13 protein-coding genes and 2 riboswitches are annotated in these 25,872 nt (G+C 59.8%); of the genes, 5 read left to right on the top strand and 8 right to left on the bottom strand.

Annotated elements, in window-relative coordinates; genetic code table 11:
* Positions 1–54: 54 nt before the first annotated feature.
* The 4 genes from H7698_RS15920 to cobW all read right to left on the bottom strand — a co-directional run bounded on the left by H7698_RS15920 (position 55) and on the right by cobW (position 6,855).
* A complete protein-coding gene (locus tag H7698_RS15920) occupies positions 55–693 on the bottom strand; it encodes a vWA domain-containing protein (protein ID WP_194692044.1) in 639 nt (212 codons plus the stop codon).
* Positions 694–713: 20 nt separating this feature from the next.
* Complete coding sequence (locus H7698_RS15915; protein WP_194692043.1) at positions 714–1,712, bottom strand: ATP-binding protein; 999 nt, start codon at positions 1,710–1,712, stop codon at positions 714–716.
* A 163-nt stretch (positions 1,713–1,875) separates the two neighbouring features.
* Complete coding sequence (cobN, locus tag H7698_RS15910; RefSeq protein WP_194692042.1) at positions 1,876–5,790, bottom strand: cobaltochelatase subunit CobN; 3,915 nt, start codon at positions 5,788–5,790, stop codon at positions 1,876–1,878.
* 3 nt (positions 5,791–5,793) lie between these two features.
* The gene (cobW, locus tag H7698_RS15905; protein WP_194692041.1) at positions 5,794–6,855 is read right to left on the bottom strand and encodes a cobalamin biosynthesis protein CobW; all 1,062 of its coding nucleotides are present in this window, start codon (positions 6,853–6,855) and stop codon (positions 5,794–5,796) included.
* Positions 6,856–6,955: 100 nt separating this feature from the next.
* A riboswitch (cobalamin riboswitch) is annotated at positions 6,956–7,170 on the bottom strand.
* Between the two features lie 238 nt (positions 7,171–7,408).
* Positions 7,409–7,635: riboswitch (cobalamin riboswitch) on the top strand.
* A 119-nt stretch (positions 7,636–7,754) separates the two neighbouring features.
* On the opposite strand from cobW, the gene H7698_RS15900 reads away from it, so the two are divergent.
* The 4 genes from H7698_RS15900 to cobM all read left to right on the top strand — a co-directional run bounded on the left by H7698_RS15900 (position 7,755) and on the right by cobM (position 9,903).
* Positions 7,755–7,946 carry a CbtB domain-containing protein gene (locus H7698_RS15900; protein ID WP_162439333.1) on the top strand — a complete coding sequence of 64 codons (192 nt, stop codon included), beginning with the start codon at positions 7,755–7,757 and terminating at the stop codon, positions 7,944–7,946.
* A gap of 11 nt (positions 7,947–7,957) precedes the next feature.
* Complete coding sequence (locus H7698_RS15895; protein WP_194692040.1) at positions 7,958–8,665, top strand: CbtA family protein; 708 nt, start codon at positions 7,958–7,960, stop codon at positions 8,663–8,665.
* Positions 8,662–9,075, top strand: coding sequence for a cobalamin biosynthesis protein (locus H7698_RS15890; RefSeq protein ID WP_194692039.1), 414 nt, complete (start codon positions 8,662–8,664; stop codon positions 9,073–9,075). The genes H7698_RS15895 and H7698_RS15890 overlap by 4 nt, the downstream gene beginning before the upstream one ends.
* An 81-nt stretch (positions 9,076–9,156) precedes the next feature.
* Positions 9,157–9,903 (top strand): precorrin-4 C(11)-methyltransferase, encoded by a 747-nt coding sequence (gene cobM, locus H7698_RS15885; protein WP_194692038.1) that lies wholly within the window; start codon positions 9,157–9,159, stop codon positions 9,901–9,903.
* 587 nt (positions 9,904–10,490) lie between these two features.
* Here cobM and nfuA read toward each other — a convergent pair.
* The 3 genes from nfuA to H7698_RS15870 form a co-directional block, all read right to left on the bottom strand.
* Positions 10,491–11,075, bottom strand: coding sequence for a Fe-S biogenesis protein NfuA (gene nfuA / locus H7698_RS15880; RefSeq protein WP_194692037.1), 585 nt, complete (start codon positions 11,073–11,075; stop codon positions 10,491–10,493).
* Positions 11,076–11,132: 57 nt separating this feature from the next.
* Entirely contained in the window at positions 11,133–12,167 is a 1,035-nt protein-coding gene (locus H7698_RS15875; RefSeq protein WP_194692036.1) for an acyltransferase family protein, read from the bottom strand.
* Positions 12,168–12,281: 114 nt separating this feature from the next.
* Complete coding sequence (locus tag H7698_RS15870) at positions 12,282–14,591, bottom strand: fatty acid cis/trans isomerase (protein WP_194692035.1); 2,310 nt, start codon at positions 14,589–14,591, stop codon at positions 12,282–12,284.
* 154 nt (positions 14,592–14,745) lie between these two features.
* Between H7698_RS15870 and metH the strand changes: the two genes are divergently transcribed.
* Positions 14,746–18,456, top strand: coding sequence for a methionine synthase (gene metH, locus H7698_RS15865; protein WP_194692034.1), 3,711 nt, complete (start codon positions 14,746–14,748; stop codon positions 18,454–18,456).
* 127 nt (positions 18,457–18,583) lie between these two features.
* On the opposite strand, the gene H7698_RS15860 is transcribed toward metH, so the two are convergent.
* Complete coding sequence (locus H7698_RS15860; RefSeq protein WP_194692033.1) at positions 18,584–25,813, bottom strand: NEL-type E3 ubiquitin ligase domain-containing protein; 7,230 nt, start codon at positions 25,811–25,813, stop codon at positions 18,584–18,586.
* Between the last annotated feature and the right edge of the window lie 59 nt (positions 25,814–25,872).

The raw sequence follows: 25,872 nt of genomic DNA, 5'->3' as shown, positions 1-25,872 counted from the left end.
CGCCCAATCCACAATGCAGATATCTGTAGGAGCAAAGCTTGCTCCTACAGTGCCTCAACCCAGATCGTCGATGTGCCGGTATTGCGCTTGCAGTTCCGCCGCCAGCAACTTCGCCCGTCCCAACCGAATCGGCCCTCGCTCGATATCGATCAGCACCCCCGGGCATGCCAGCGTCGGCAACATCGACCACGCCTTCAAGCGCCCATCGGTCAGCACCAATACCCGTTGTTGCTCAGCCGGAAAACGTTTTTGCCTGGCAACCAGCCAACGCCCCGCTTCACCCAGTGCCGCCAGCAATGGCGTTCCTCCTCCGGCACCTAACCCATCCAGCCAGGTGCGCAGACCGCTCGACGCTTTCAACCCTTGCACCTGCCAATTCGGCACCGCACCACTGGCGGTCAGCAACGCCAACCGCGCACGCTGGCGATAGGCGTCATCAAACAGCTGGGCCAGCAGACCTTTGGCATCGCTTAAGGCCTGATGGCGACGCGTCGAAGCCGAGGCATCGACGATCACCAGCCACAGCTCATGGGGCGACCGGGTGCGCAGGTGGAACAGGACGTCCTCACGATGACGCGGACGGCCATTGAGTAACGTGCCGGGCCAATTGATCGAACCACTGCGTGCCGCATGACGTTTGCCCTGCTTGCCGTTATCGAGTCGTCCGGCACGGGGTCTGGCATTCGCCCCCACGTCCGATCGAGGGCGAATGCCTAAGGCTTTTTTGGCCAGCTCGGCACTTCACGTCGGGCGCCGACCGGCAGCGCCTGAGCAGGCATTTCACCCCATTGACCCATGCCTTCGCTCGGCTGCGTGTTCTCGCCGGAGGGTGGCTGGCCATGTTGCGGGGCCGGTGGGGTGTGCTCACGACGGCGATGGCGCAAGGCGAATTCGGCAACGGCGTCGATATCCTCCTCGGCAATGGCCTTCGCTCCGCGCCAGGCTGCATGGGCACGCGCAGCGCGCAACCAGACCAGGTCTGCGCGCAGACCATCGACGCCGGCAGCGAAGCAGCGCTTGGTAATCTGTGCCAGCGCCTGATCGTCGAGTGGAATACCAGCCAACGCGCTGCGCGCCCGCTCGCACTGTTCGCGCAGGGACTGCTGCTGGCTCTCCCATTGCGCGCAGAAGTGTTGTGGGTCGCTATCAAAATCGAGGCGCCGACGGATGATCTGGCCGCGCTCGGTCGGCACTGTGTGGCCACTGAGGGCGACGTTCAGGCCGAAGCGGTCAAGCAGTTGCGGGCGCAATTCACCCTCTTCCGGGTTCATGGTGCCGATCAGTACGAACTTCGCCGAATGCCGATGGGAAATGCCGTCGCGCTCGATCAGGTTGGTGCCACTGGCCGCGACGTCGAGCAGCAGGTCAACGAGGTGATCAGGCAACAAGTTGACCTCATCGACGTAGAGCACGCCGCCGTCAGCCTTGGCCAATACACCGGGGGAAAACTGCGCGCGACCTTCGCTCAGGGCTGCATCGAGGTCGAGGGTGCCGACCAGACGTTCTTCGGTCGCACCGAGGGGCAAGGTGACGAATTGACCGCTGGCCAGCAAGTCCGCCAGGCCACGGGCCAGGGTCGATTTGGCCATGCCCCGAGGGCCTTCGATAAGCACGCCGCCGATTTTCGGGTCAATGGCAGTAAGGCAGAGCGCGAGTTTGAGATCGTCAGCGCCGACCACGGCGGAGAGCGGGAAATGGGGGGTGTCGGTCATTTTCATTACTCGGTGATGGTCGGGCATTGATCAATATATCTCACAGGTGCGTCGGTTCCTGTGGGAGCGGGCTTGCCCGCGATGGGGCCATCAAATTCAGCATTGATATTGACTCGAAGGACGCCTTCGCGGGCAAGCCCGCTCCCACAGGGGCCTTAGTGTTCTAACTGTCTTCTTCTATATCCAGCAACAAACTCTCCAGCGCTTCGCGATACTCCCCCGGTTCCTTCCACATCCCCCGCTGCTGCGCCTCCAGCATCCGCTCGGTCATATCCCGTAGCGCATGAGGATTATGCTCACGAACAAAATCCCGGGTGCTCGGGTCGAGCAGATAGGCGTCGGCCAGCAACGCATACTGATGGTCATCGATCAGCTGCGTGGTGGCGTCGAAGGCGAACAGGTTGTCCACCGTCGCAGCCAGTTCAAACGCGCCTTTGTAGCCATGGCGCTTCACGCCGTCGATCCACTTCGGATTAGCCGCCCGCGAGCGAATCACCCGGTTCAGTTCCTCTTTGAGCGTTCGAATCTTCGGCAAGTCCGGCTGGCTGTGATCGCCGTGGTAGCTGGCGGCCGATTCACCGCTGAGGCTCTCGACGGCCGCCAGCATGCCACCCTGGAATTGGTAATAGTCGTTGGAATCGAGCAGGTCGTGCTCGCGGTTGTCCTGGTTCTGCAGCACTGCCTGCACCTGGCTCAAGCGCTGGGCGAATTGGTCTCGGGCGACAGTGCCCTCGTCGGAGCCACCGTAAGCGTAGCCGCCCCAATTCAGATAAACCTCGGCCAGGTCCTCGCGGCTTTGCCACAAGCGACCGTCGATGGCGCCCTGCACGCCCGCGCCATAAGCACCGGGTTTGGCACCAAAGATGCGCCAGCCGGCCTGACGTCGAGCAGCCTCTTCGTCCAGCCCCGATTGCAGCAACGCTTCGCGCTCGGCGCGCACCTTGGCCGCCAGCGGATTAAGGTCGTCCGGTTCGTCCAGCGCGGCCACTGCTTGCACGGCGGCGTCGAACAGGCGAATCAGGTTGGCGAAGGCGTCGCGGAAGAAGCCCGAGACCCGCAAGGTCACGTCCACGCGCGGACGGTCCAGCAGACTGAGCGGTAGAATCTCGAAGTCGTCGACTCGCTGGCTGCCCGTGGCCCACACCGGCCGTACCCCCATCAATGCCATCGCCTGCGCGATGTCATCGCCCCCGGTACGCATGGTCGCGGTGCCCCAGACCGACAGGCCAAGCTGACGCAAATGGTCGCCGTGGTCTTGCCGGTGGCGCTCGAGAATCAGGTTTGCCGACTGGAAACCTATACGCCACGCGGTGGTGGTCGGCAGGTTGCGCACATCCACCGAATAGAAATTGCGCCCGGTCGGCAGTACGTCCAGACGACCTCGACTTGGCGCGCCGCTGGGGCCTGCCGGAACGAAGCGGCCGCTCAAGGCGTCGAGTAAGCCGCGCATTTCTGCGGGGCCGCAGGCATCCAGTCGGGGCGCGACCACTTCGCGCAGAGTATCGAGGATTGCGTTTACTTCAGCCCAGCCGGGAGTCTGTGGGAACGCGCTTTTGTGGCGAGGGGATTTATCGAAACGTCGCACCGCCCCGTTGGACTGCGCAGCAGTCCCATTTTCTGGGGCCGCTTCGCGATCCAACGGGGATAAATCCCCTCGCCACAAAAGCTCGCTCCCGCAGAGTTCAGCGTCGCCTTCGGTATTCAGAGTCTGCGAGATCAGCTCTGCTGCAAACAGTTCCAGGCGTTCGCGGGTATCGCCTGCCGTGCGCCAGACTTCCTCGGTGAGGGCTTGCAGCTCAGGCGGACGTGGCCCGATCCACGGCTCGGCGAGCACACAATCCAATGGATCGAAACCCAAGCCAAACGCCTTGGCCAGCGCCCGCAGCAGACTCGATTGCGCACCTCGTCCATCGCCACGGGGTATGCGCAGCAATGCAAGCAAGGTGTCGATGCGCAACCGCCCGGTCGGCGACTCGCCGAAGATGTGCAGGCCGTCGCGGATCTGCGATTCCTTCAAGTCGCACAAATACGTGTCCAGCCGCGGCAACCAGATCGCCGCATCGGCATCGCTGTTGAGCTTTTCGTCCAGTTGCAGTTCACGGTCGATGTGGGTATCGCGCACCAGTTGCAGGATGTCGCGCTGCAGCTCCCGCGCCCGGCGTGGGTCCAGCAACTGCGCTTCGTAATACTCGTCGGCGAGCAATTCGAGGTTGCGCAGCGGCCCGTAGGTTTCGGCGCGGGTCAGCGGCGGCATCAAATGATCGATGATCACCGCTTGAGTGCGCCGCTTGGCCTGAGCCCCCTCGCCCGGGTCGTTGACAATGAACGGATAGATGTTCGGCAGCGGCCCGAGCAGTGCGTCCGGCCAGCAGTTTTCCGACAGCCCGACGCCCTTGCCCGGCAGCCATTCGAGGTTGCCATGCTTGCCGACGTGAATAACCCCATGAGCGCCATAGGTGTTGCGCAACCAGAAATAGAACGCCAGGTAACCGTGCGGCGGCACCAGGTCGGGGTCGTGATAGACCGCGCTGGGATCAACCTGATAGCCCCGCGCCGGTTGAATACCGACGAACGTCAGGCCGAAACGCAGGCCGGCGATCATCATTCGGCCGCTGCGGAACATCGGGTCGTTTTGCGGCGCCCCCCAACGTTCCAGGACAGCTTCTCGGTTGGCCTCGGGCAATGCGTTGAACATCAGCCAATAATCATCCAGCCCCAGGCTTTGCTGGCACGGACGCTGGTCGATCGTGTCAAGGTCGTTGCTGACGCCGCCAAGCAGTTGCTGGATCAGCGCAGTGCCGCTGTCCGGCAGTTCGGCAGGCAACGGATAACCTTCTGTGTGCAACGCGCGCAGGATGTTCAGTGCAGCGGCCGGTGTATCAAGACCGACGCCGTTGCCGATGCGTCCGTCCCGGGTCGGGTAGTTGGCCAGAATCAGCGCGATGCGTTTTTCGCCGTTCGGCACCCGCGCCAGATCGATCCAGCGCCGCGCCAGTTCGGCGACGAAATCCATGCGTTCGGGTTGCGCCCGGTAACACACCACGTCCGATTGACTGCGTTCGCTGCGCCAGGCCAGGTCCTTGAAGCTGATCGGCCGGCTGATGATTCGCCCGTCGAGTTCCGGCAGCGCAATGTGCATCGCCAGATCCCTAGGGCCGAGTCCCTGTTCACTGGCACGCCAACCCGGCTCGTTGTCTTGAGCACAGATCGCCTGAATGACCGGGATGTTGCGGCGAAACGGTCGCAAATGCGGTGCTTCAGGGCTGGACTGGGCGAAACCGGTGGTGTTGAGAATCACCCCGGCGTCGACCTCATCCAGCCAATCCTCGACCGCCGTCAGGCAGCCGGGCTCTTTCAAACTGGCCAGCGCAATCGGCAACGGGTTTAACCCCGCTGCCTGCAAGCGCTGGCAGAACACATCGATAAACGCGGTGTTCGCCGCCTGTAAATGCGAGCGGTAAAACAGCACGGCGGCGACCGGCTGATCGGCTTGCCAATCGGCTTGCCAGTCCTTCAGATCGGCGGGGCTTTTATGAGGGTGGTAGATGGCCGTGCGCGGCAGGGTTTGCGGCTCGGACCAGGCGTAATCGCGCCCCAGCCAGCGATTGGCCAGGCAGTGGAAAAAATCCAGCGCATTGCCCAGACCGCCCTGACGCAAAAACTGCCAGAGCCGGTCACGGTCGCCGGCAACCACTGTGCTCAGGTCGCTGAGTTCCGGGTCGGGGCGATCATCGCCGGGCACCAGGATCAGCTGCACCCCTTGCTCGGACAACTGCACCAGCCGCTCGACGCCATAACGCCAGTAGCCGATGCCGCCGTGCAGCGAGATCAGGATCACCTTGGCATGGCGCAGCACTTCGTCGACATACAGGTCGACCGAAGCGTGATTCTGCACCTGCATCGGGTTGGCCAGGCGTACGCTCGGGTAATCGTCGGGCAGCTGCTGCGCCGCTTCGGCGAGCAACGCCAGGCTGGAGTCACCGCTGCACAGGATCACCAGCTCGGCGGGGGTTTGTCCAAGGTCGGCAATGTTGTCATCCGAGACGAATCCGCCGGGCTGAGTCCTGAGCAGGTGCATGGGTTAAACGCTGAGCGCAGCGCGCAACTGCGCTTCAAGTTGAGCAGCGTCCAACGCCTGGCCGATCAACACCAGACGCGTGGTGCGCGCTTCGTCAGCGCCCCACTGACGGTCGAAGTGCTTGTCGAAACGCGTGCCCACGCCCTGAATCAGCAGACGCATCGGCTTGTTCGGAATCGCCGCGAAACCTTTGACTCGCAAAATGCCGTGCTTGACCACCAGTTGGGTCAACGCGTCCATCAGCAGGCTTTCGTCGGCTTGCGGCAGTTCAATGGAAATAGAGTCGAAAGCGTCGTGATCGTGGTCGTCTTCACCATCATGGTGGTGATCGTGGTGGCTGTGGCGGCTGTCGATGTGTTCTTCGGAACCGGCGCCTAGGCCGATCAGCACATCCAGCGGAACGCGGCCGCTGCTGGCTTCGATGACCTTGACTGCGGGCGGCAGTTCTTCGGCGACTTCGAGGCGCACACGGGCCAGGTCTTCAGGGCTGATCAGGTCTGCCTTGTTGAGGATCACCAGGTCGGCGCTGGCCAGTTGGTCGGCGAACAATTCGTGCAGCGGCGACTCGTGATCCAGGTTCGGGTCGAGTTTGCGCTGGGCATCGACCTGGTCCGGGAAAGCGGCAAAGGTGCCAGCCGCCACGGCCGGGCTGTCGACCACGGTAATCACCGCGTCAACGGTGCAGGCGCTGCGGATTTCCGGCCACTGGAAGGCTTGCACCAATGGCTTGGGCAGTGCCAGGCCGGAGGTTTCAATAAGGATGTGGTCGAGGTCACCACGACGGGCAACCAATTCGCGCATGACCGGGAAAAATTCTTCCTGGACGGTGCAGCACAGGCAACCGTTGGCCAGCTCATAGACGCGGCCGTTGGCTTCTTCTTCGGTGCAGCCGATGGCGCACTGCTTGAGAATTTCACCGTCGATGCCCAGCTCGCCAAACTCGTTGACGATGACGGCGATGCGCCGGCCCTGAGCGTTGTCGAGCATGTGCCGCAGCAAGGTGGTCTTGCCCGAGCCGAGGAAGCCGGTAACGATGGTGACGGGGAGTTTGGCCAGTGTTTTCATCGGATGCCCTTTGGCAAGGTGGCGGGCATGCGGGACGACAATCGCTGCGACAGGTGCGCGCGCGGAAGAGTTCGCCACCGGATCACCCCGCCCGGTTGTAGTGAGAATCTGTTTCGAGGCAGGTCTCCTGGCTGACGGCGTGCCTGGCGGTTTCGCCTGGCATTCGCTGCGCCTTCCCGCGAACCCGTTGGACACGGTTTGCAGTGGCGTGGCAGCGAACATCACCGTTCACAGTTGCGGGGGCAGCCGCGGCTTGAACCGCGTTCCCTTCTTAGCTTCGGTAAATACCGAAGAACCTCGAAAGCGCAAGGCTACGCATGGTCTTGGGGCCGGTCAATGTTCGTGAGGCAACACGGCCCCTGTGGCGAGGGGATTTATCCCCGTTCGGCGGCGAAGCCGTCGCCAAACCTGCCTGCGTTGAATACCTGAAAGAATGCTGGGGGCCGCTTCGCGACCCAACGGGGATAAATCCCCTCGCCACAGGTAAACCCCTCTCATTCGATACCGAGTTGAGAACCCTTGCCAATTGACGCCAAACCCCCGCCCATGCTCTCCTACACGCCTTGTTACGGGTGCCCTTCACAGGGTGAAACGGGAAACCGGTGAATCATGTGCTTTACTCAAGGCCATGTCAGTCCGGTGCTGCCCCCGCAACGGTAAGCGAGTGAAGAATCGAATCCACTGTGCCAGCAGTTCGGCATGGGAAGGTGATTCTTGCAGGTTGAGGCGAAGCCCCAGCCCCTCGTGAGCCCGGAGACCGGCCCGCAACACACAGTGATTTTCACCTTCACTGAATAACAAACCCGCGGTGGGCGGGCGCTGTTGCATCTCTGCGTGCCCGATTCGCAGGGATCTTCCATGCGCTCTATTCACCCGCTGACAGACCAGAGGGAAGCGCCATGTCGACCATCAGCACCACCGGCAGCAACACCGCCAGCAGCACAACGACCCTGACTCAACGCCTGACCGCCGCCTTGTGTGCGTCGATCCTGGGCGCATGCCTTGTGTACTTTGCCGGGTTCTCCCACATCGAAGCGGTGCACAACGCCGCCCACGATACCCGTCACAGCTCCGCATTCCCGTGCCATTGAGACCTGCCGACATGATCAAGCGTATTGCGCAAACCGCAGGTTTCACCGGGCTGCTGGCCGCCCTGCTGCTGACCCTGCTGCAGAGCTTCTGGGTAGCTCCGCTGATTATGCAGGCCGAGACCTACGAAAAATCAGAGCCTGCCGCGGTAGAAATCCATGAGCATACCGGCACCGCCATGGCCGCTCATGCCCACGATGCCGAAGCCTGGGAGCCGCAAGACGGCTGGCAGCGCGTGCTGTCCACCACCGGTGGCAACCTGGTTGTAGCGGTTGGTTTCGCCTTGATGCTCGCTGGCCTCTACACTCTGCGTGCGCCCAATAGCACCGCGCAAGGCTTGCTGTGGGGCCTGGCCGGTTACGCCACGTTCGTGCTCGCGCCAACCCTGGGCCTGCCGCCTGAATTGCCCGGCACTGCCGCTGCCGACCTGGCGCAACGCCAGATCTGGTGGATCGGCGCCGCCGCCTCTACCGCCGTCGGTATCGCATTGATCGTGTTCAGCCGTCACTGGCTGATGAAAGTCCTGGGCGTGGCGATCCTGGCCGTTCCCCACGTGATCGGCGCACCGCAACCGGAAGTGCACTCGATGCTCGCCCCGGAAGCGCTGGAAGCTCAATTCAAAATCGCTTCGCAGTTGACCAACGTCGCGTTCTGGCTGGCCCTGGGCCTGATCAGCGCCTGGTTGTTCCGCCGCAAAGGTGAAGGCCAATACCGCGCATGACCCATGCCAGCACAGCGCAGACACTCGTGGTCGGCCTGGGCTGCCAACGCGGCTGCCCTGTCAGCACGTTGCGGGCGCTGCTCGATCAGGCTCTGCAGGCTCATCAGATTGAATTTCACCAGATCAAGGCACTTGCCAGCATCGACCTGAAACGTGATGAACCGGGCCTGATCGCACTCGCCAAACAGCTGGAGCTACCGATCGTGTACTTCAGCAGTGAGCAGTTGGCGGGTTATCACGGGCAGCTCAGCCATCATTCAGACATCGCCTTTGAGCGCACGGGTTGCTATGGCATCGCCGAAAGCGCCGCCCTGGCCCTCGCCGAACAGCTGGCTGACGCACCGGCAAAGCTGCTGATTTCGCGACAAAAATACGCTCAGGCGACCCTCGCATTGGCGTGTGCCGCTTAAAATCTTCGATAATCCCCACCCCGATCATGAGCAATCTTCATCTGAAGGTGTGCCTCGCCCCTTTTTTCACAGGATACGACGATGACCGTCTTCTTCATTGGCGCAGGCCCCGGCGACCCGGAACTGATCACCGTCAAAGGCCAGCGGCTGATTCGCAGCTGCCCGGTAATCATCTATGCAGGATCTCTGGTGCCCGCTGCAGTCTTGGAGGGGCATCACGCCGAAACGGTGGTGAACAGCGCCGAACTGCATCTGGAACAGATCATTGAATTGATCAAAACCGCCCACAGCGAAGGCAAGGATGTGGCGCGGGTGCATTCCGGTGATCCGAGCCTGTACGGCGCGATTGGCGAACAGATCCGCTACTTGCGTGAGCTCGACATCCCGTTTGAAATCATTCCCGGCGTGACCGCAACGGCGGCTTGCGCAGCGCTGTTGGGAGCCGAACTGACGCTGCCGGATATCTCCCAAAGCGTGATTCTGACCCGTTATGCCGACAAGACCGTGATGCCCGCTGGCGAAGAACTCGCCAGCCTGGCGCAGCACAAGGCGACCATGGCGATCCATTTGGGGGTCAATCACCTTGAAAAAATCCTCGCCGAATTGCTTCCCCATTACGGCGCCGACTGCCCGATCGCGGTGATCCATCGCGCGACATGGCCGGATCAGGATTGGGTGGTGGGGACGATTGAGGACATTGCCGGGAAGGTTGAGACGAAGGGGTTCAGGCGTACGGCATTGATTCTGGTGGGTCGGGTGCTGGGGAGTGATCAGTTCAGCGAGTCATCGCTATACCGTGCGGGGCATGCGCATCTCTACAGGCCCTGAACCGGGCACAACTCAGTGGCTAACCCTGAGCCAGGCACAAAGTAGTGGCTAACCCTGAACCAGGCACAAGCTAGTGGCTAACCCTGATCCAGGCACAAACTAGTGGCAGACCCTGAGCCAGGCACAAACTAGTGGCTAACCCTGAGCCAGGCACAAACTAGTGGCAGACCCTGAACCAGGCACAAACTAGTAGCAGACCCTGAGCCAGGCACAAACTAGTGGCAGACCCTGAACCAGGCACAAACTAGTAGCAGACCCCGAGCCAGGCACAAACTAGTGGCAGACCCTGAACCAGGCACAAACTAGTAGCAGACCCTGAGCCAGGCACAAACTAGTGGCAGACCCTGAGCCAGGCACAAACTAGTGGCAGACCCTGAGCCAGGCACAAACTAGTGGCAGACCCTGAAACATTGTGGCGAGGGGATTTATCCCCGTTGGGCTGCGAAGCGGCCCCTATCGTTTCTTCAGAAGTACATCTCCGGCAGGTTTAGCGACGGCATCGCCGCCGAACGGGGATAAATCCCCTCACCACACCCATAAAAAAACGGCACTCACGGGTGCCGTTTTTTCATTTCGCAGCGAACGCCTTAGTAGTAGGCGTTTTCTTTCTGCGTGTGGTCGGTAACGTCCCGCACACCCTTGAGCTCGGGAACGCGCTCGAGCAAGGTGCGCTCGATGCCTTCACGCAGGGTGACATCCGCCTGGCCACAGCCCTGGCAGCCGCCGCCGAACTTGAGAACGGCGATACCGTCGTCAACCACGTCTATCAGGCTGACCTGACCGCCGTGGCTGGCAAGCCCCGGGTTGATCTCGGTCTGCAGGTAATAGTTGATCCGCTCGTTGATCGGGCTGTCGGCGTTAACCATTAGTACTTTGGCGTTTGGCGCCTTGATGGTCAGCTGGCCGCCCATACGGTCGGTGGCGTAGTCGACAACCGCATCATCCAGGAAGGCTTCGCTGAACGAATCGATGTAGGCCGTGAAGCTTTTCAGCCCCAGAGCGGTGTCTTCAGGCTTTTCTTCGCCCGGCTTGCAGTAAGCAATGCAGGTTTCGGCGTACTGGGTGCCAGGCTGGGTGATAAAGACGCGGATGCCGATACCCGGGGTGTTCTGCTTGGACAGCAGATCGGCCAGGTAATCGTGTGCGGCGTCGGTGATGGTAATAGCGGTCATGGAAACTCCTCGCAGGCTTGGGCGCAGTTTACGCCAATCAACGCGCCGCACAAAGTCCTAGTATTTTTGTCGGGAAAGCGTCGGGGCCGTCTCTGTGGCTGTCGAGTCATCAACTCGGGCTTTAAGCCACCGATAGCTGCGTTTTTCCACCCATTCGTAACTGGCCCATGAACCCACGCCGATGGCCAGCACGCACACGGCAAACATCACATAAGGATTCACGCCATAACGTTGCGCGACGAAACCACCGGCGGACAGCACCAGCACGTGCATCAGGTACACCGAGTAGGAACAATCGCCCAACAGTTTCAGCACCCGATTGTGTTCGAAGTACCGTTCCAGCGACATGCTCGCCATCACCAGCACCGCGCTGGGCAGGCCCCAGGTCAACAATCGGGGTTGCGGTGCCAGGTGATAGATCGCCAGCAATGCGCCCCCAATACTTAACAGCGGCAACCACAAGCCGGGTTTGATCCAGCCACGACGGTAGATCATGCCGATGGCGATCCCCAGCAAAAACTCATAGACGATGTCTGAACGATAGAACTCACTGATCCAGCCATACCCCGTCCACGCCTGGCACACCGCAAACAGCAGCGCCGCAACGATCACCAACCTGACTTGCAAGCGAAACAACAACGCCCAGGCAAACACCACGTAAAAGAGCATTTCGAAGTTCAGCGTCCAGCCGACATTCAGCGTCGGATAAATCCCGTAGCCGCCGGGGTTTTCGATAGGAATGAACAACAGCGACAGCAGGAAGTGCGACCAGTCGACCGTCTGATCCGGCAACACAGGCTGCGCGAACACCACCACCAGTGCCATGAGCACCGTGTATAGCCAGTACGCCGGAACAATGCGAAACAGCCGATACAGCAGGAATCGACCTGGCGGTAGCGATTTGCCCTCGGTGGACAGAAAAATCACCAGACCACTGATAACGAAAAACACATCCACGCCCACGGCGCCCTTGTCGATGAAAAACTGCCCCACCGGGCCGCGGGCCTGGAAGTCGAAGAAAATCTGCATGAAATGGTGGCCGACCACCGCCCAGGCCGCGAGTGCACGCAATGCCTGCACTGAAATCAACATTGATGGCCCTCCGATCTAAAAATCCACTACCTCCCTGTTGCAGGAGCAAAGCTTGCTCCTGCAGGGATCAGCGGTGCTTGATAGATCGGACACCCGCCACCGCTCAAAGGTCGATCAAAGATTCTCGTATCGATTCATATCCAGCACGCCCTCCTCCAACGGGTCGGTTTCATGTACGTAGCGGCTCATATCGTGGAAGTAGAACCAGAACTGCGGATGGCTGCGACGAATCCCCCAACGCTCGACGATTTTCTCGAAGCGATTGGCGTCCTTGGCGTTTTCCATGGCGGCAACGAACGCCGGCACCTGATCGGCGGGAATGTTGAACATGAAATTCGGATAGCTGCTGAGCACGCCCGGGTAGATAGTCAGCGTATCGAGCCCCGGCTGATAGCGCAGCGATTCCCCCAGCAGAAACGCCACATTGCTGTGCGCCCGGTTGCGCAGCAGGCTGTAAACCGCACGTTTGCCACTCGCGGTTTCGATACGCAGCATCGTCGCCTCCGGCAATTGATCGATCACCCTCAACCCCGCCGCCGGACGGGACGTCAGGTTACTCAAGGCCTGTTCGGCATTCTGTAAATCAGGATCGATGTTCGGGCGCGAGCAATACGCACCGTCGCAGCGATTGATCGGATCGGGGCTGGCATTGAGGTCGCCGTACCGGGCCAGCAACTGCATGGAAAAATCGCGCTTGGGGTCTTTTGCGTCAAGCTTCAGCGCGGTGTCTTTGTCATTGTCGATGGACTCGTAATCCAGCCACATCTTGATTTTGCCGCCGTTCTGATACCAGTCATCCAGGTAACCCTCCCGGGAATCGGCCGGCATCAAGCGCAGGAAGTTCTGCTCCGCACCGTTACGAATCAAGTCGAAATACAGCCGCGTCTGCGCCTGATGGCTGACATTGCCGAATACGTCAAAGTTAACCGCCAGCTGATAATAGGTGCGCTCCAGCAACGGGAAGTCGAACAGCCACATCGTCTGAGGCACTTCGCCGATCAGGCCCTTGTTCACCGAAGCGCTGTCGAAATGCCGGAAGATACTCAGCAATGCATTGTCGTTTCCGGCCCACAAGGTCGACCAACTCGGCGCCGGCGCATCGGCGTAGCTGTCACGGCGCAACGCCTCGTACTCGTTACGCTTGTTGCGGTAGTCATGCCACAGGGTCAACACGCTGCCGACGTCATCGTTCTGCCCCGGCATTGCCAGTAAAGGCGTGGCCTGGCCGCGATAATTCGGGTCAGTGATGTAGAGGTCGTGTTCGGGGGCCTGGAACAATGCCCAAAAGTTATCGCGAATCACGTCGGTGGCGATCTGGCCACGACAAACCGGCCCACGAATGAACGTGCGCACAAAGTATTCAGCGTTATCGAGCATGAACTGATAGCGCGCCTGCGCCGGAATCGCTTCGAAAGTGGAGAACGGATTGGCTCGACGTTTCGGCCCGTAACCCGGCAATGCGGTGACCTGCCAGTCACCGCTGTAGAAAAGGCTTTTGACCCGCGCCATCTTCGCCGCACTCAACGGGTAGGTGATGTGGGTTTTTTGCACAATGACGCCCTGCACAGGCCACAGGCGGTAATACACCTGAGTCCCTGGATCGTCATTGGGACGGCGTGTCTGGATCAGGTCAATGGGCTGTCCGGTAGGCGTACGCGAGCGCACCCACTGGAAGAAATGCCCCGGTTCACCGTCCTTGAAGTAAACGTGCGCCAGAAACCAGTGCTCGAACAACCACCGCCCCACCAGGCTTTCCCGCGCACCGGGCGCATTGAGCAGGTTCTCCCATTGCACCACCTGTAACGCTTCCTGCGCCGACGGCACCAGGCCTTGCTCATCGATTGGCGCGCCGGAGGCCAGCCAGCGTTGCAGGGTCTGGTATTGCTGGTCAGTCAGGCCCGTGACAGCCAGCGGCATCCCCTCTTTCGGATGAACGCTGGCGTAACCAGCGAATTCGGACGGCATGGCACACATGTTTTGTCGGTTCATGCCGAGCACGATGTCTTGCGGCAACCTGGCATTGGGCTGCAATGGGGTGTTGTGGCCCAGCTCCAGCATCCTCGCCATCAACGACGCCTGGCTGGCCTTGCCGTCGAGTACCGGATAGAAACCCTTCTGCTGCCAGGCGTGTTGACCAAAGGCGTCATAAAACAGTCGGGTCGGCGCGGCTGCGCTTCTGCGTTCGCCATCGTATACCGGGGCCTTTGACGCGCCCCGTGCTGCGCCCTCGCCGCTGCCCAGGTTGAGCTGACAAGCGGCGTCATTGCAGGCGTGGCAGGCCACACACTTTTCAGTGAAGATCGGTTGTATGTCCCGACTGTAGGAAATGGCCGGGGATGATGCAGGAGCAATGACTGGACCTTGCGCCCCGGCGCCCCAGCTTAAACACAGCACAATCATGCTGATGGCGACGCGATACGACATGTCCCTGGTCCCGATCATGAAAAACGTCGCGATTCTACCGGGCTGCGCCCACCACCAACATGAGCGATATTCATGCAAATCCACGGCATGCTCTAAAAGCGCACAGGTTTGCTATGATCCCGGCCCTTCGTAATGGTCTTTCCGAGTAGTCCACATGTCCGATCGTAGTGTTCGCCTTCAAGCTCTCAAGCACGCCCTCAAAGAGCGCATCCTGATTCTCGACGGCGGCATGGGCACGATGATCCAGAGCTACAAGCTCGAGGAGCAGGATTACCGTGGCAAACGATTCGCCGACTGGCCGAGCGACGTCAAAGGCAACAACGACCTGCTGGTGCTGACCCGTCCGGACGTGATCGGCTCTATTGAAAAGGCTTACCTGGATGCCGGCGCCGACATTCTTGAAACCAACACTTTCAACGCCACCCAGGTTTCCCTGGCCGACTACGGCATGCAAGGCCTGGCGTACGAGTTAAACGTAGAAGGTGCGCGCCTGGCCCGCAAGGTCGCCGACGCCAAGACCCTGGAAACCCCGGACAAGCCGCGCTTTGTAGCTGGTGTGATCGGGCCTACCAGCCGCACCTGCTCGCTGTCGCCTGACGTGAACAACCCCGGCTATCGCAACGTGACCTTCGATGAGCTGGTGGAAAACTACACCGAGGCCGCCAAAGGCCTGATCGAAGGCGGCTCCGACCTGATTCTGATCGAAACCATTTTCGACACCCTCAACGCCAAAGCGGCGATCTTCGCCGTACAGGGAGTGTTCGAAGAACTGGGCTTCGAACTGCCAATCATGATTTCCGGCACCATCACCGACGCCTCTGGCCGCACCCTGTCCGGCCAGACCACCGAAGCGTTCTGGAACTCCGTGGCCCACGCCAAGCCGATCTCGGTCGGCCTGAACTGCGCCCTGGGTGCCAGCGAGCTGCGTCCGTACCTGGAAGAACTGTCGAACAAGGCCGGCACTCACGTATCGGCGCACCCGAACGCCGGTCTGCCGAACGAATTCGGTGAGTACGACGAATTACCGTCGCAAACCGCCAAAGTCATCGAGGAGTTCGCGCAAAGCGGCTTCCTGAACATCGTCGGCGGTTGCTGCGGCACCACGCCGGGCCACATTGAAGCCATCGCCAAGGCGGTTGCCGGTTACGCGCCGCGCGAGATTCCGGACATTCCCAAGGCCTGCCGCCTCTCGGGCCTGGAACCTTTCACCATCGATCGCAGTTCGCTGTTCGTGAACGTCGGCGAGCGGACCAACATCACCGGTTCCGCCAAATTTGCCCGCCTGATCCGCGAAGACAACTACACCGAAGCCCTGGAAGTTGCCCTGCAACAGGTTGAAGCCGGTGCGCAGATCATCGACATCAACATGGACGAAGGGATGCTCGATTCGAAGAAGGCCATGGTGACCTTCCTCAATCTGATTGCCGGTGAACCGGACATCTCCCGCGTGCCGATCATGATCGACTCCTCGAAATGGGAAGTGATCGAAGCCGGCCTGAAGTGCATTCAGGGCAAGGGCATCGTCAACTCGATCAGCATGAAAGAAGGCGTCGAGCAGTTCATTCACCACGCCAAACTGTGCAAGCGCTACGGCGCCGCCGTGGTGGTGATGGCGTTCGACGAAGCCGGCCAGGCCGACACTGAAGCGCGCAAAAAAGAAATCTGCAAACGCTCCTACGACATTCTGGTCAACGAAGTGGGTTTCCCGCCGGAAGACATCATCTTCGACCCGAACATTTTCGCCGTCGCCACCGGCATCGAAGAACACAACAACTATGCCGTGGACTTCATCAATGCCTGCGCCTACATCCGCGACGAGCTGCCGTATGCGCTGACGTCCGGCGGCGTGTCCAACGTGTCGTTCTCGTTCCGGGGCAACAATCCGGTGCGCGAAGCGATTCACTCGGTGTTCCTGCTGTACGCAATCCGCAACGGCCTGACCATGGGCATCGTCAACGCCGGCCAGCTGGAGATCTACGACCAGATCCCGGCCGAGCTGCGTGACGCCGTGGAAGACGTGGTACTGAACCGCACCCCGGAAGGCACCGACGCCCTCCTCGCCATCGCCGACAAGTACAAGGGCGACGGCAGCGTCAAGGAAGCCGAGACCGAAGAATGGCGTGGCTGGCCGGTCAACAAGCGTCTGGAGCATGCCCTGGTCAAAGGCATCACCACGCACATCGTTGAAGACACCGAAGAGTCGCGCCAGTCGTTTGCCCGCCCGATCGAAGTGATCGAAGGCCCGTTGATGTCCGGCATGAACATCGTTGGCGACCTGTTCGGCGCCGGCAAAATGTTCCTCCCGCAAGTGGTGAAATCCGCCCGGGTGATGAAGCAGGCCGTAGCCCACTTGATCCCGTTCATCGAACTGGAAAAAGGCGACAAACCCGAAGCCAAGGGCAAGATCCTGATGGCCACGGTCAAGGGTGACGTGCACGACATCGGCAAGAACATCGTCGGCGTGGTGTTGGGTTGCAACGGCTACGACATCGTCGACCTCGGCGTGATGGTGCCAGCGGAGAAAATCCTGCAAGTGGCCAAGGAGCAGAAGTGCGACATCATCGGCCTGTCCGGCCTGATCACGCCTTCGCTGGATGAAATGGTCCACGTGGCCCGCGAGATGCAGCGCCAGGATTTCCACCTGCCGCTGATGATCGGAGGCGCGACCACTTCCAAGGCGCACACGGCGGTGAAGATCGAACCCAAGTACAGCAACGATGCGGTGATCTACGTGACCGACGCTTCCCGCGCGGTGGGCGTGGCGACGCAGTTGCTGTCCAAGGAATTGAAACCGGCATTTGTCGAGAAAACCCGCCTGGAATACGTCGAGGTTCGCGAGCGTACGGCCAACCGCAGCGCGCGCACCGAACGCTTGAGCTACCCGGCCGCCATCGCCAAGAAACCGCAGTTCGACTGGAGCACCTACACCCCGGTCAAGCCAACGTTCACCGGCGCCAAGGTGCTGGACAACATCGACCTGAAAGTCCTCGCCGAATACATCGACTGGACGCCGTTTTTCATCTCCTGGGACCTGGCCGGCAAGTTCCCGCGCATCCTCACCGATGAAGTGGTCGGTGAAGCCGCTACGTCGCTGTACGCCGATGCCCGGGAAATGCTTGCCAAACTGATCGACGAGAAGCTCATCAGTGCCCGCGCGGTGTTCGGTTTCTGGCCGGCCAATCAGGTGCGTGACGACGACATTGAAGTCTATGGTGATGACGGCAAGCCCATCGCCAAGCTGCATCACCTGCGTCAGCAGATCATCAAGACCGACGGCAAGCCGAACTTTTCCCTGGCCGATTTTGTGGCGCCGAAGGACAGCGAAATCACCGACTACGTCGGCGGTTTCATCACCACCGCCGGCATCGGCGCCGAGGAAGTCGCGAAGGCGTATCAGGACGCCGGCGACGATTACAACTCGATCATGGTCAAGGCCCTGGCCGACCGCTTGGCCGAGGCCTGCGCCGAGTGGCTGCACCAGCAGGTGCGTAAGGACTATTGGGGTTACGCCAAGGACGAAACGCTCGACAACGAGGCATTGATCAAAGAGCAATACACCGGCATTCGCCCTGCTCCGGGCTACCCGGCCTGCCCCGATCACACCGAGAAAGGCACGCTGTTTACCCTGCTCGATCCCGAAGCTAGCGAAATGCAGGCCGGGCGCAGCGGTGTGTTCCTCACCGAGCATTACGCGATGTTCCCGGCGGCAGCGGTCAGTGGCTGGTACTTCGCTCACCCGCAGGCGCAGTACTTCGCCGTGGGCAAGATCGACAAGGATCAGGTGCAGAGCTACACGTCGCGCAAGGGTCAGGAGTTGAGTGTGACCGAGCGGTGGCTGGCGCCGAACCTGGGTTACGACAACTGAGGCTGTATCGATTACGGGAAGGGGTCTGCCCCTACCCGTGGCCCGCGAAGTTTCTGGCGTATCTGAGGACGCCTTCGCGGGCGAATCTTGCTACAGGTTCTACTGACTCAGGGTGGCACAATCGAGATCAGTTACGTCGTGACGGTCCTGGCTGGGGTGAAAGGGTTCCCGGCACTTCCGTCTCACCGGCCAGAGCCTGAAGCGCCTGTATTGCCCTTCGGGACAATTCGATCAGTTTCTGCGTGCGTCTGGTCTGGGTTTGCTTGCCCAGTTCAACCACGTCCTTCTCGTACTCCTGATCGGCGATCGCCCCATTCGCTCTACGGTCCTCCAATTCACTCAGTTGTTGCAGGCGCTCTTCGCCGAGTGCTTCCTCGATGGCAGAGATCTCGTCGGGATAGCGCTCCTGCAGGTACTCCGTCCAGTAATCCCTGGCGACCATACTGTGCAGTAACGCATCGGAACGCTCGGCGGCAAGGATCGATGCCCGGGTATCCGCCAACAGTTGGCCTCTGATGGGTCTGTCGAACGCCATGTGCGCGGGCTGCCCCGGCAGCTCCAACCCGTCTTCCCAGCCCCCCGCCAAACCAATGCGATAACGCAGGCGCACCTCGGCTCTATCGCGGCGTTGTGCGGCTGCCTCCGCTATCGTTTCGACTCTCTCCAGCCTGAACAGCTGCCGTGACAGCTGCAACAGGGCCCGGCCTCGCTGCAGGGGGCGTCCTGGGGGAATGTCACGCAAGGCGCGGTACACATACACACGAACTTCCAGCTCGCTGAACGTTAGAATTCGCCCGTCGATACAGGTGCCGTGGGTCTCGGCGTTATGGAACAGCAATTCCCGCAGTTCGGTGTTTTCGGCGGCGGCATCCATGACATCCCACAGCCGTCGTGTCAGGTCAGCGCGTACGAATCTGAATTCATCGGTATCTCGTAACAGCGTAATCAACTGGAAGAAGCGTTCATGATTGTCTTCCTGGGCCAGGCGCCTCCAGATATCACGCCTTAGCGCTGCCAGTTCAGTGCTTGTATTGGCAAGCCAGGGCTCTAATGCCGGTGCTGCCGTATCGAGCCCAGGACGATAAAGGGGTTCGACGGGCCGAACGGTGGCATCCGCGTCAGGACGATCGTCACCGTCAGAATCATCGTCATAATCATCGCTATCATCCGATATATCCTCGGAACCGCTCCCATCATCGCTTAGCGGGTCTTCAATTCTCCTGTTCAACTCCTCTCGTGATATCCCCATCACGCTCCCGCCCCCGTTTGCATCGCTGTAGCCCCTGATGCGCTCAAGGGTTGGAAGTGAAAGATCAAGGTTGTCACCCATGTCCGTGCCGGCTACCAATTCGTCATGATTGCCGCTCAACAGTGCTTCTGGGACGTCAGTGATCGAGTTGCCTGTCAGGTCCAATGCGCGCAGATGCCGAGCTTCCAGCGCCCCCTGCGGCCATTGTGTGAGTGAGTTGTAGCCAAGCTCCAGTGTTTCCAGATGAGAGAAGGGGCGGCAATCGAAAGTGGCCAGGATGTTTTGCCTCAGATCAATCCACCGCAGGCGCTCGTTGCCCTGACGTTGATACAAGGGTCCAAGACTGGAGAACTGATTGCCCGACAGCTCCAATCGTTCAAGCTGGTCCATGTGTTGGATGGCATCGGGTAATGCCGATAACTCATTGCCGTTGATCGACAGGCTCTTCAGTTGAGGGAATGCGTTTAGAAAGCCATTGGACCCCTGCGCGGACATTCTCACGCCCGACAAATCCAGGCGGGTCACTTGGGGCAGTTGCGCCACAAGTTCAGGCAAATCACCTGTGACCAGGCCATTAAAGCTCAACTCTTTTCCTGCTCCACCGGAGCCATCCAGCAGTCGCTCCCGCCACACATCGCGAAGGCGCAATGCGGCGAGCGAGCGGGCTTGCGAAGATACGATCGCTCGGCGCATCGGCACTTCCCGGGAATACAACCAGCCATTGAGTTGACGGGTCAGTGATTCACAGGTCTGGTGCCAGGTGTTGATCTGCGCATCAATGTGGACATCGTTCATTCCATCGTTGCGCAGTTGCTGGATCCTTTTAAGGGCTTGCTCCCCGGTCATGACCGGGTTCAAACGCTGCAAGCGTTCGGCAAACCCGCCAGCACCAGGGGTGACAGGCGTTCGTTCGGGCAGTGACAACAGGTGGCTGGCAATAGACCAGCCCGTCTCCGTCGGCGGGAATTGCGCAGGTACTGCTTCCTGGGCAAATCGCTCCAGCGTTCCCTCGGGCAGGCCCTTGGCGGTTTCAATACGCCGCCGCGCCGCTTCCAGGGCGGCCGCGCCTGTAGTGCTGAATTCGTTACCGGTCAACTGGGTTTTCATCAGCGCGTCTTCGTCGGACAACGCCTCCTGCGAGAGCGACGACAGCTCGTTGTCACGCAAGTCGAGCCACGATAACTTCGGCAATTTTTCGGCGCCGGTTGGCCACGCCTGTAACGTCGTCCCCCTCAGATTGAGTGCCTTTAGCCGAGTCAGCGCGCTGACATCCAGGTTGCCCAACGGATTATTGCCAAGGTTCAAGTACTCAAGGTTCAACAATCCATTGAATTGATTCTGGACGGCTGTCGTAACGGCAATATGGTTGTTGTGCAGATCGAGCCGGGTTAACTCAGGCAAGGCCCCGGGTGCAATCGGCAGTTCCGTGAAACCATTGCTGGTAATTTCAAGGGTACGCGTGCCGCTGAACGCACTGATAAAGCCGCGGACCTGCTCGACAGGCGCGTCCAGCCATCCCAGACGCAGGGTTTGAACATGGGAAAAACTGCCCGCTGGCAACCGTGGAAGCTGAACGATTTTCCCGTCGCGGAGCATTTCAGACATCTGCAACCCCATGTCCGGTAATTCAAACACTGATACATCCGCGGGCAAGCCATAGCGTTGGCGCACTGCACCGCGCCAGCTTTTCTCAAGCGCATGAAACACGCCGGCGTTATGACCCGATACCGACTCGATAGTCCGCTGCGCCTTACGCAATCCCAGGCCCGAGACCGGTTCTTGATAGAAGGTTCGGAAAACGCCCGCATGTTCCGCGCTCAGGGCTTCAATAGCCGCCAGGCGGGTTCGAGGTGTATTCCAGAGGCCCATGATTTCTGGCTGTAATGGACGATCCGTGAAATTTGGAAGGCCCGTCAGGAAGGTCAGCTCGCCGCGTGCGTACTCACTCACCATCTGATGCACATCACTCAAATGCCCCAGCGGTCCCGAATAGTTTTGTACGTATTCAAAGGCCGGTTTAAAGGCCTCATGGGAAAACCTCGACCAATCCAGCGACAACCCGAACCAAAGCTTTTCGTGCCCGCTATAAAGCCAATCGGGAACGTGATTGATCGAGGTCTTTGCGAGGTCCAGCCGTTCAAGCTGCTTCAGGTTCTGCACGTACTCCGGCCACTCCATCGCGGCGAAAGAGGCGTCGATTCGCAATGACTTCAATTTGCTCAACGCTGTCAAATCGAGCCCGCTAAGCGCATTCGAATTGAAACCGGTGTAGTCGAGGTACAACGTTCTCAGATTCGTCAACGCGGTCAGGCGCGTGGGGAAATCAGCTGCAAAGGTGTGCGCGCCTGAAGACAACGTCAAATTCGTCAGCTGCTGCATCTCGGTGACGGTTCTCGGCAGTGACGTGAGCGGTTGGCTTCTGGATGCGAGCCTGGCAAAAGAGCGGCCCTCGCCGCCTATCGAGAGTTTTCGGACATTAGGGAAGCGCGTCAGAAAGGCATCGGCATTGGCGTCTGTGAGGCCGCGCCCCGCTACGGTCAAATCATGTACATGGGAAAAATCCGCATCGATCCCTGGTAACGGCTCATCACAAAAAAGCGTTAAGCGGCCCGCTTCGGGCACCTCGGCTGATAGTGGTGCGTTTCGCCAACTGGTCTTGAGCGCCTGGGCGATTTGAGTTCTGTGGTGAAAACTGGAACTCCCGGGAGTTCCTGTCCATTGATCAAGTGTCCAGCTCAGTGCCTGCCAATCACGCGTACGTGTTTCCAGAACACTGTAGATTTGCTTGTTGGTCTTACCCACCTGCTGTCGGATAAAGGCATCGGCCTGTGCTTGCGCGGGATACAGCACCTCTACCCTTGAAGTCAGGGATGGGTCCAGCCCTCTGCCGCGCCCACTGGCGTAATAGCCCAACAGTTGGTCGTTGACCCGCACCGGGGGCTTGAACCGTCCGGCTTGTGGCTCGAGCATGCGTCCTGCCTGACTGCGATGAGCGTCCGCATACGCGATGATTGTCCTTTGCAACTCGCTCGCCTGACTGACGTGGGGCAAGTCAAGGGCGGAACGAGCGTCATCGGGCAAGGCGTGCATGATGGAGGCGTAAAAGTTGTCGCCTTCCCTGGGAACGCTGTTGAGCGTTTCTCCTCGCTCATTGAAGGCCTGGTAGCGAGGGCCATTTTTGACCAGGTACTTTTTGACGGGTGCGTTCTCGTCGCCGATGCTATCAAGCAACGTCCCCGTATCACTTCCCTCGCGAACCTCCAACCGCAATGTATCCGGCCAACCCGGCAGGTTTTCCAGGGCATTCAATGCCAGCCGTCGACTGTCCGCCGAGGCAATGTTCTCACTGCGCAAACCTGCGTATGCACGAGTCTGCCGTCCTTGGCGCGCATACCATCGAGCTTCTTCGAGCAGTTTCAAAGGGGGCCGTTTCGTCACTTCAAAACGAGTGAGGTCATCGGCACTGCCATGGGCCAGAACTTCCTGCGCGGCGGCCTCACTGAGACCAGGGCACTCGCGCTGCAACTGTTTGATCCGGGCATCGACCGGTTCGTTGCCCTTGTAAAGCGCGTCAAAAATCGCTGACTGACGGGATTGAGCGTAATCGGCAAATTGCTTGCCCAGCTCTTCGGCTCTTGATGCGCGCACACGTGCACCCTCTGCACCCAGCAGGCGGGTGATTTCAGATTCATTCAGCGCTGCCAGAATGCGAGTGGGCAATTCACCTTTCAAGACATCCGCCTGGCTCACCTTGATCACCGGTTTGCCCCCATCACCACGCCACGCACGCTCGGTGCCGAATTTGATCGACTTACCCGACAGGCCGGGCCCTTCAAAGACTTCCAGCACCCGAGCCTCCGGCCATCTCGGCATCCGGGTCACCAACGGCAATGCCTGTAAGTAACGGTTGTCGATCGACCTCGTCCCGCGCAGTTGCTCAAGCACCTGCAGCGCCCCCGAATCAGCGTTAAACAGGCGCATGGCATCGGTCAGCTCGGGCGGAGGCGCGGCATGATCCATGTGCATTTTTCTCAGGGCGTTGTCGGTGACGCCACTGACATCGGCGACCTGCAGCAGTGCTTCATCAGAGAACGCCTCGGTTTCATGCCCCATGCGTCGCAACAAATCCAGACGATCCCACTGCATCGGGCGCTCAAGCGTGTGGCGCCAGGCACCGCGACCGTTGCCTTCGAGAATGGGTTGATAGGCATTGGTGTCGGTCGGATGCCGGATGCGCCATTTCTGGATCGACCTGTCAAAGAACGTTTCGTAAACCTTGCCGCCTGGACGAATGTAGGTTTTACCGCCCACGACGTGGTGGCCCAAGGCGTTCGGCCCGGTACTCGCGTCCAGAGAAACGCGGCTTTCATAAGCGCTCAAGTCCGGCTTCCACAGACGTATTTGCCCATTGGGCAGCGTGACAGGATGCAGGTTTTCAATCACAGGCTCTGGCTTGACCGCTGTCAGCTTGCCGACCCCCACCCCGACACCCGCCATCACCCCGATCAACGCCAGGTTCTCTGCCACATCGACCAGATGCGCCTTGGCCGCTCTTTTATCGCCTTCGCTCCATTCAATCGCCCCTTCCAGGGACTCGTACAACAACTGCCCGGCCATCACCACCATCATCACTTCGCCCAGCACCGGAACGAACATCGACACCATGTTCACTCCCAGCAAGCCGACCTGAAGGAGATGGGCCAGTTTTGCCTCCCGTGCCTTAACGTCAACTTCATCAGAAGAAACCGCATGGCTGCGGGCATCGGCGATGACCTTGTCGCGGTGCTGTTCGTAAAGATACGTCCAGAGATCCACGTTCTCAGCCCAGATACCTCGTCCTTTACGGGTGACGGTCGAGGGTGCGATGTACGGATCAGGCACCGGCTCCATTTTGCCGGGACGCTCTGGCGGCAACTCCCTGATGTAAGTCAGGGATGAAGCGGGACTGATGAATTCGACGATTGTTATCCAGGGCGATCTGAAGAAGTCGCTCGGGGAGTCGGCTGACTTTTGAGTAAACTGGCTGAAGTAATAGGGCCGCTGATCGTAGGGTACGAATTGACTGTAGAAGCGCTGGTAGCTGGTCGGGCCCGTAGCACCCGGCTCCATGCCGTCCCGGTCCAGGAACAGACGCTTGAACTCCTGCTTCATTCGCGATCCGCTGTACCGCTTTAGCGGGTGCGCCGGATCGTTGGGGATATAGAGAATTACCTCGTCGTTATAACGATACTTTTCACAGATCACGAATCCCACGCAACCGGTCATTCGGTGCTTCATCAAACCCATGTCGTGAAACCAGACTTGCTTGTCGCCCATCCAGGGATGGTTCTCTCCACTGATGACCGACAGGATCATCGCGTAATCCCCGGGTTCAATGTCCTTGGTTAACAACGCCTGTTCTGCAGCGGCTCGCATGGCTGCTTTTTGGCTGGCGATGAAATCCTGTCGAAGTGTCGCTTCGACTCTTGTGTCCGCAGGATGAAAAAATGACTTCAGATAGGCCTGGTATTTCGCCCCGATATCAAGACGTCGACACAGGGTCGTGAACTGGCTGATGGTCAGTTTCACGGCCACTGGCGCGTACGTGCCGGGGGTGGCGGTACTCACCATGAATCCGGATGTTTGATGGTATGCCCCAGGCTTGCACTCCCAGGCTTCGAAGTTATGCAACGCGGCTTGCAACATCGTCAGCTTCAAAAATTCGAACGACGAAAGTTCCACTGCAAGAACACCAACCTCCAAAGACCGCCTCAGACACATGAGAGTCGTGTTGACATCCACTTCCACCGCGTATTGGTCCTTCAGTGCCTTGAGCAGCAGCGGTTCGGCAAAGGTGTCGATGTCTTTGAAGGTCGACATCGTTTTATCCAGCCGGGCCTGGGCGGTGGCACTGGCGTTGAAGCTCTGATTAAGGTCCTGTCGTTGTTCGGGGGTGGCATTCAGGTACCAATCCGGCAAAACCGTTCCAGCGTCCTTGATCGCCTTCCTTCTTTGCGGTGCTGCGTCGACAAGCCACTGAGGAATGGACTTTTCAAGAAAATCGCCATGGATACTGTCAGTGGCCGAAGGCATTTGGTTTTTGGCGGGGTCGTGCGATTGCGAAGACATGAGTCACTCCTGTTAATAGGGAGCAACAGCACATCACTTAAGGCGACCCCGACTGCGGT

The sequence above is a fragment of the Pseudomonas sp. p50(2008) genome (assembly GCF_015351605.1).
Classification (GTDB): Bacteria; Pseudomonadota; Gammaproteobacteria; order Pseudomonadales; family Pseudomonadaceae; genus Aquipseudomonas.
This window is presented reverse-complemented; position numbering and strand designations above follow the sequence as displayed.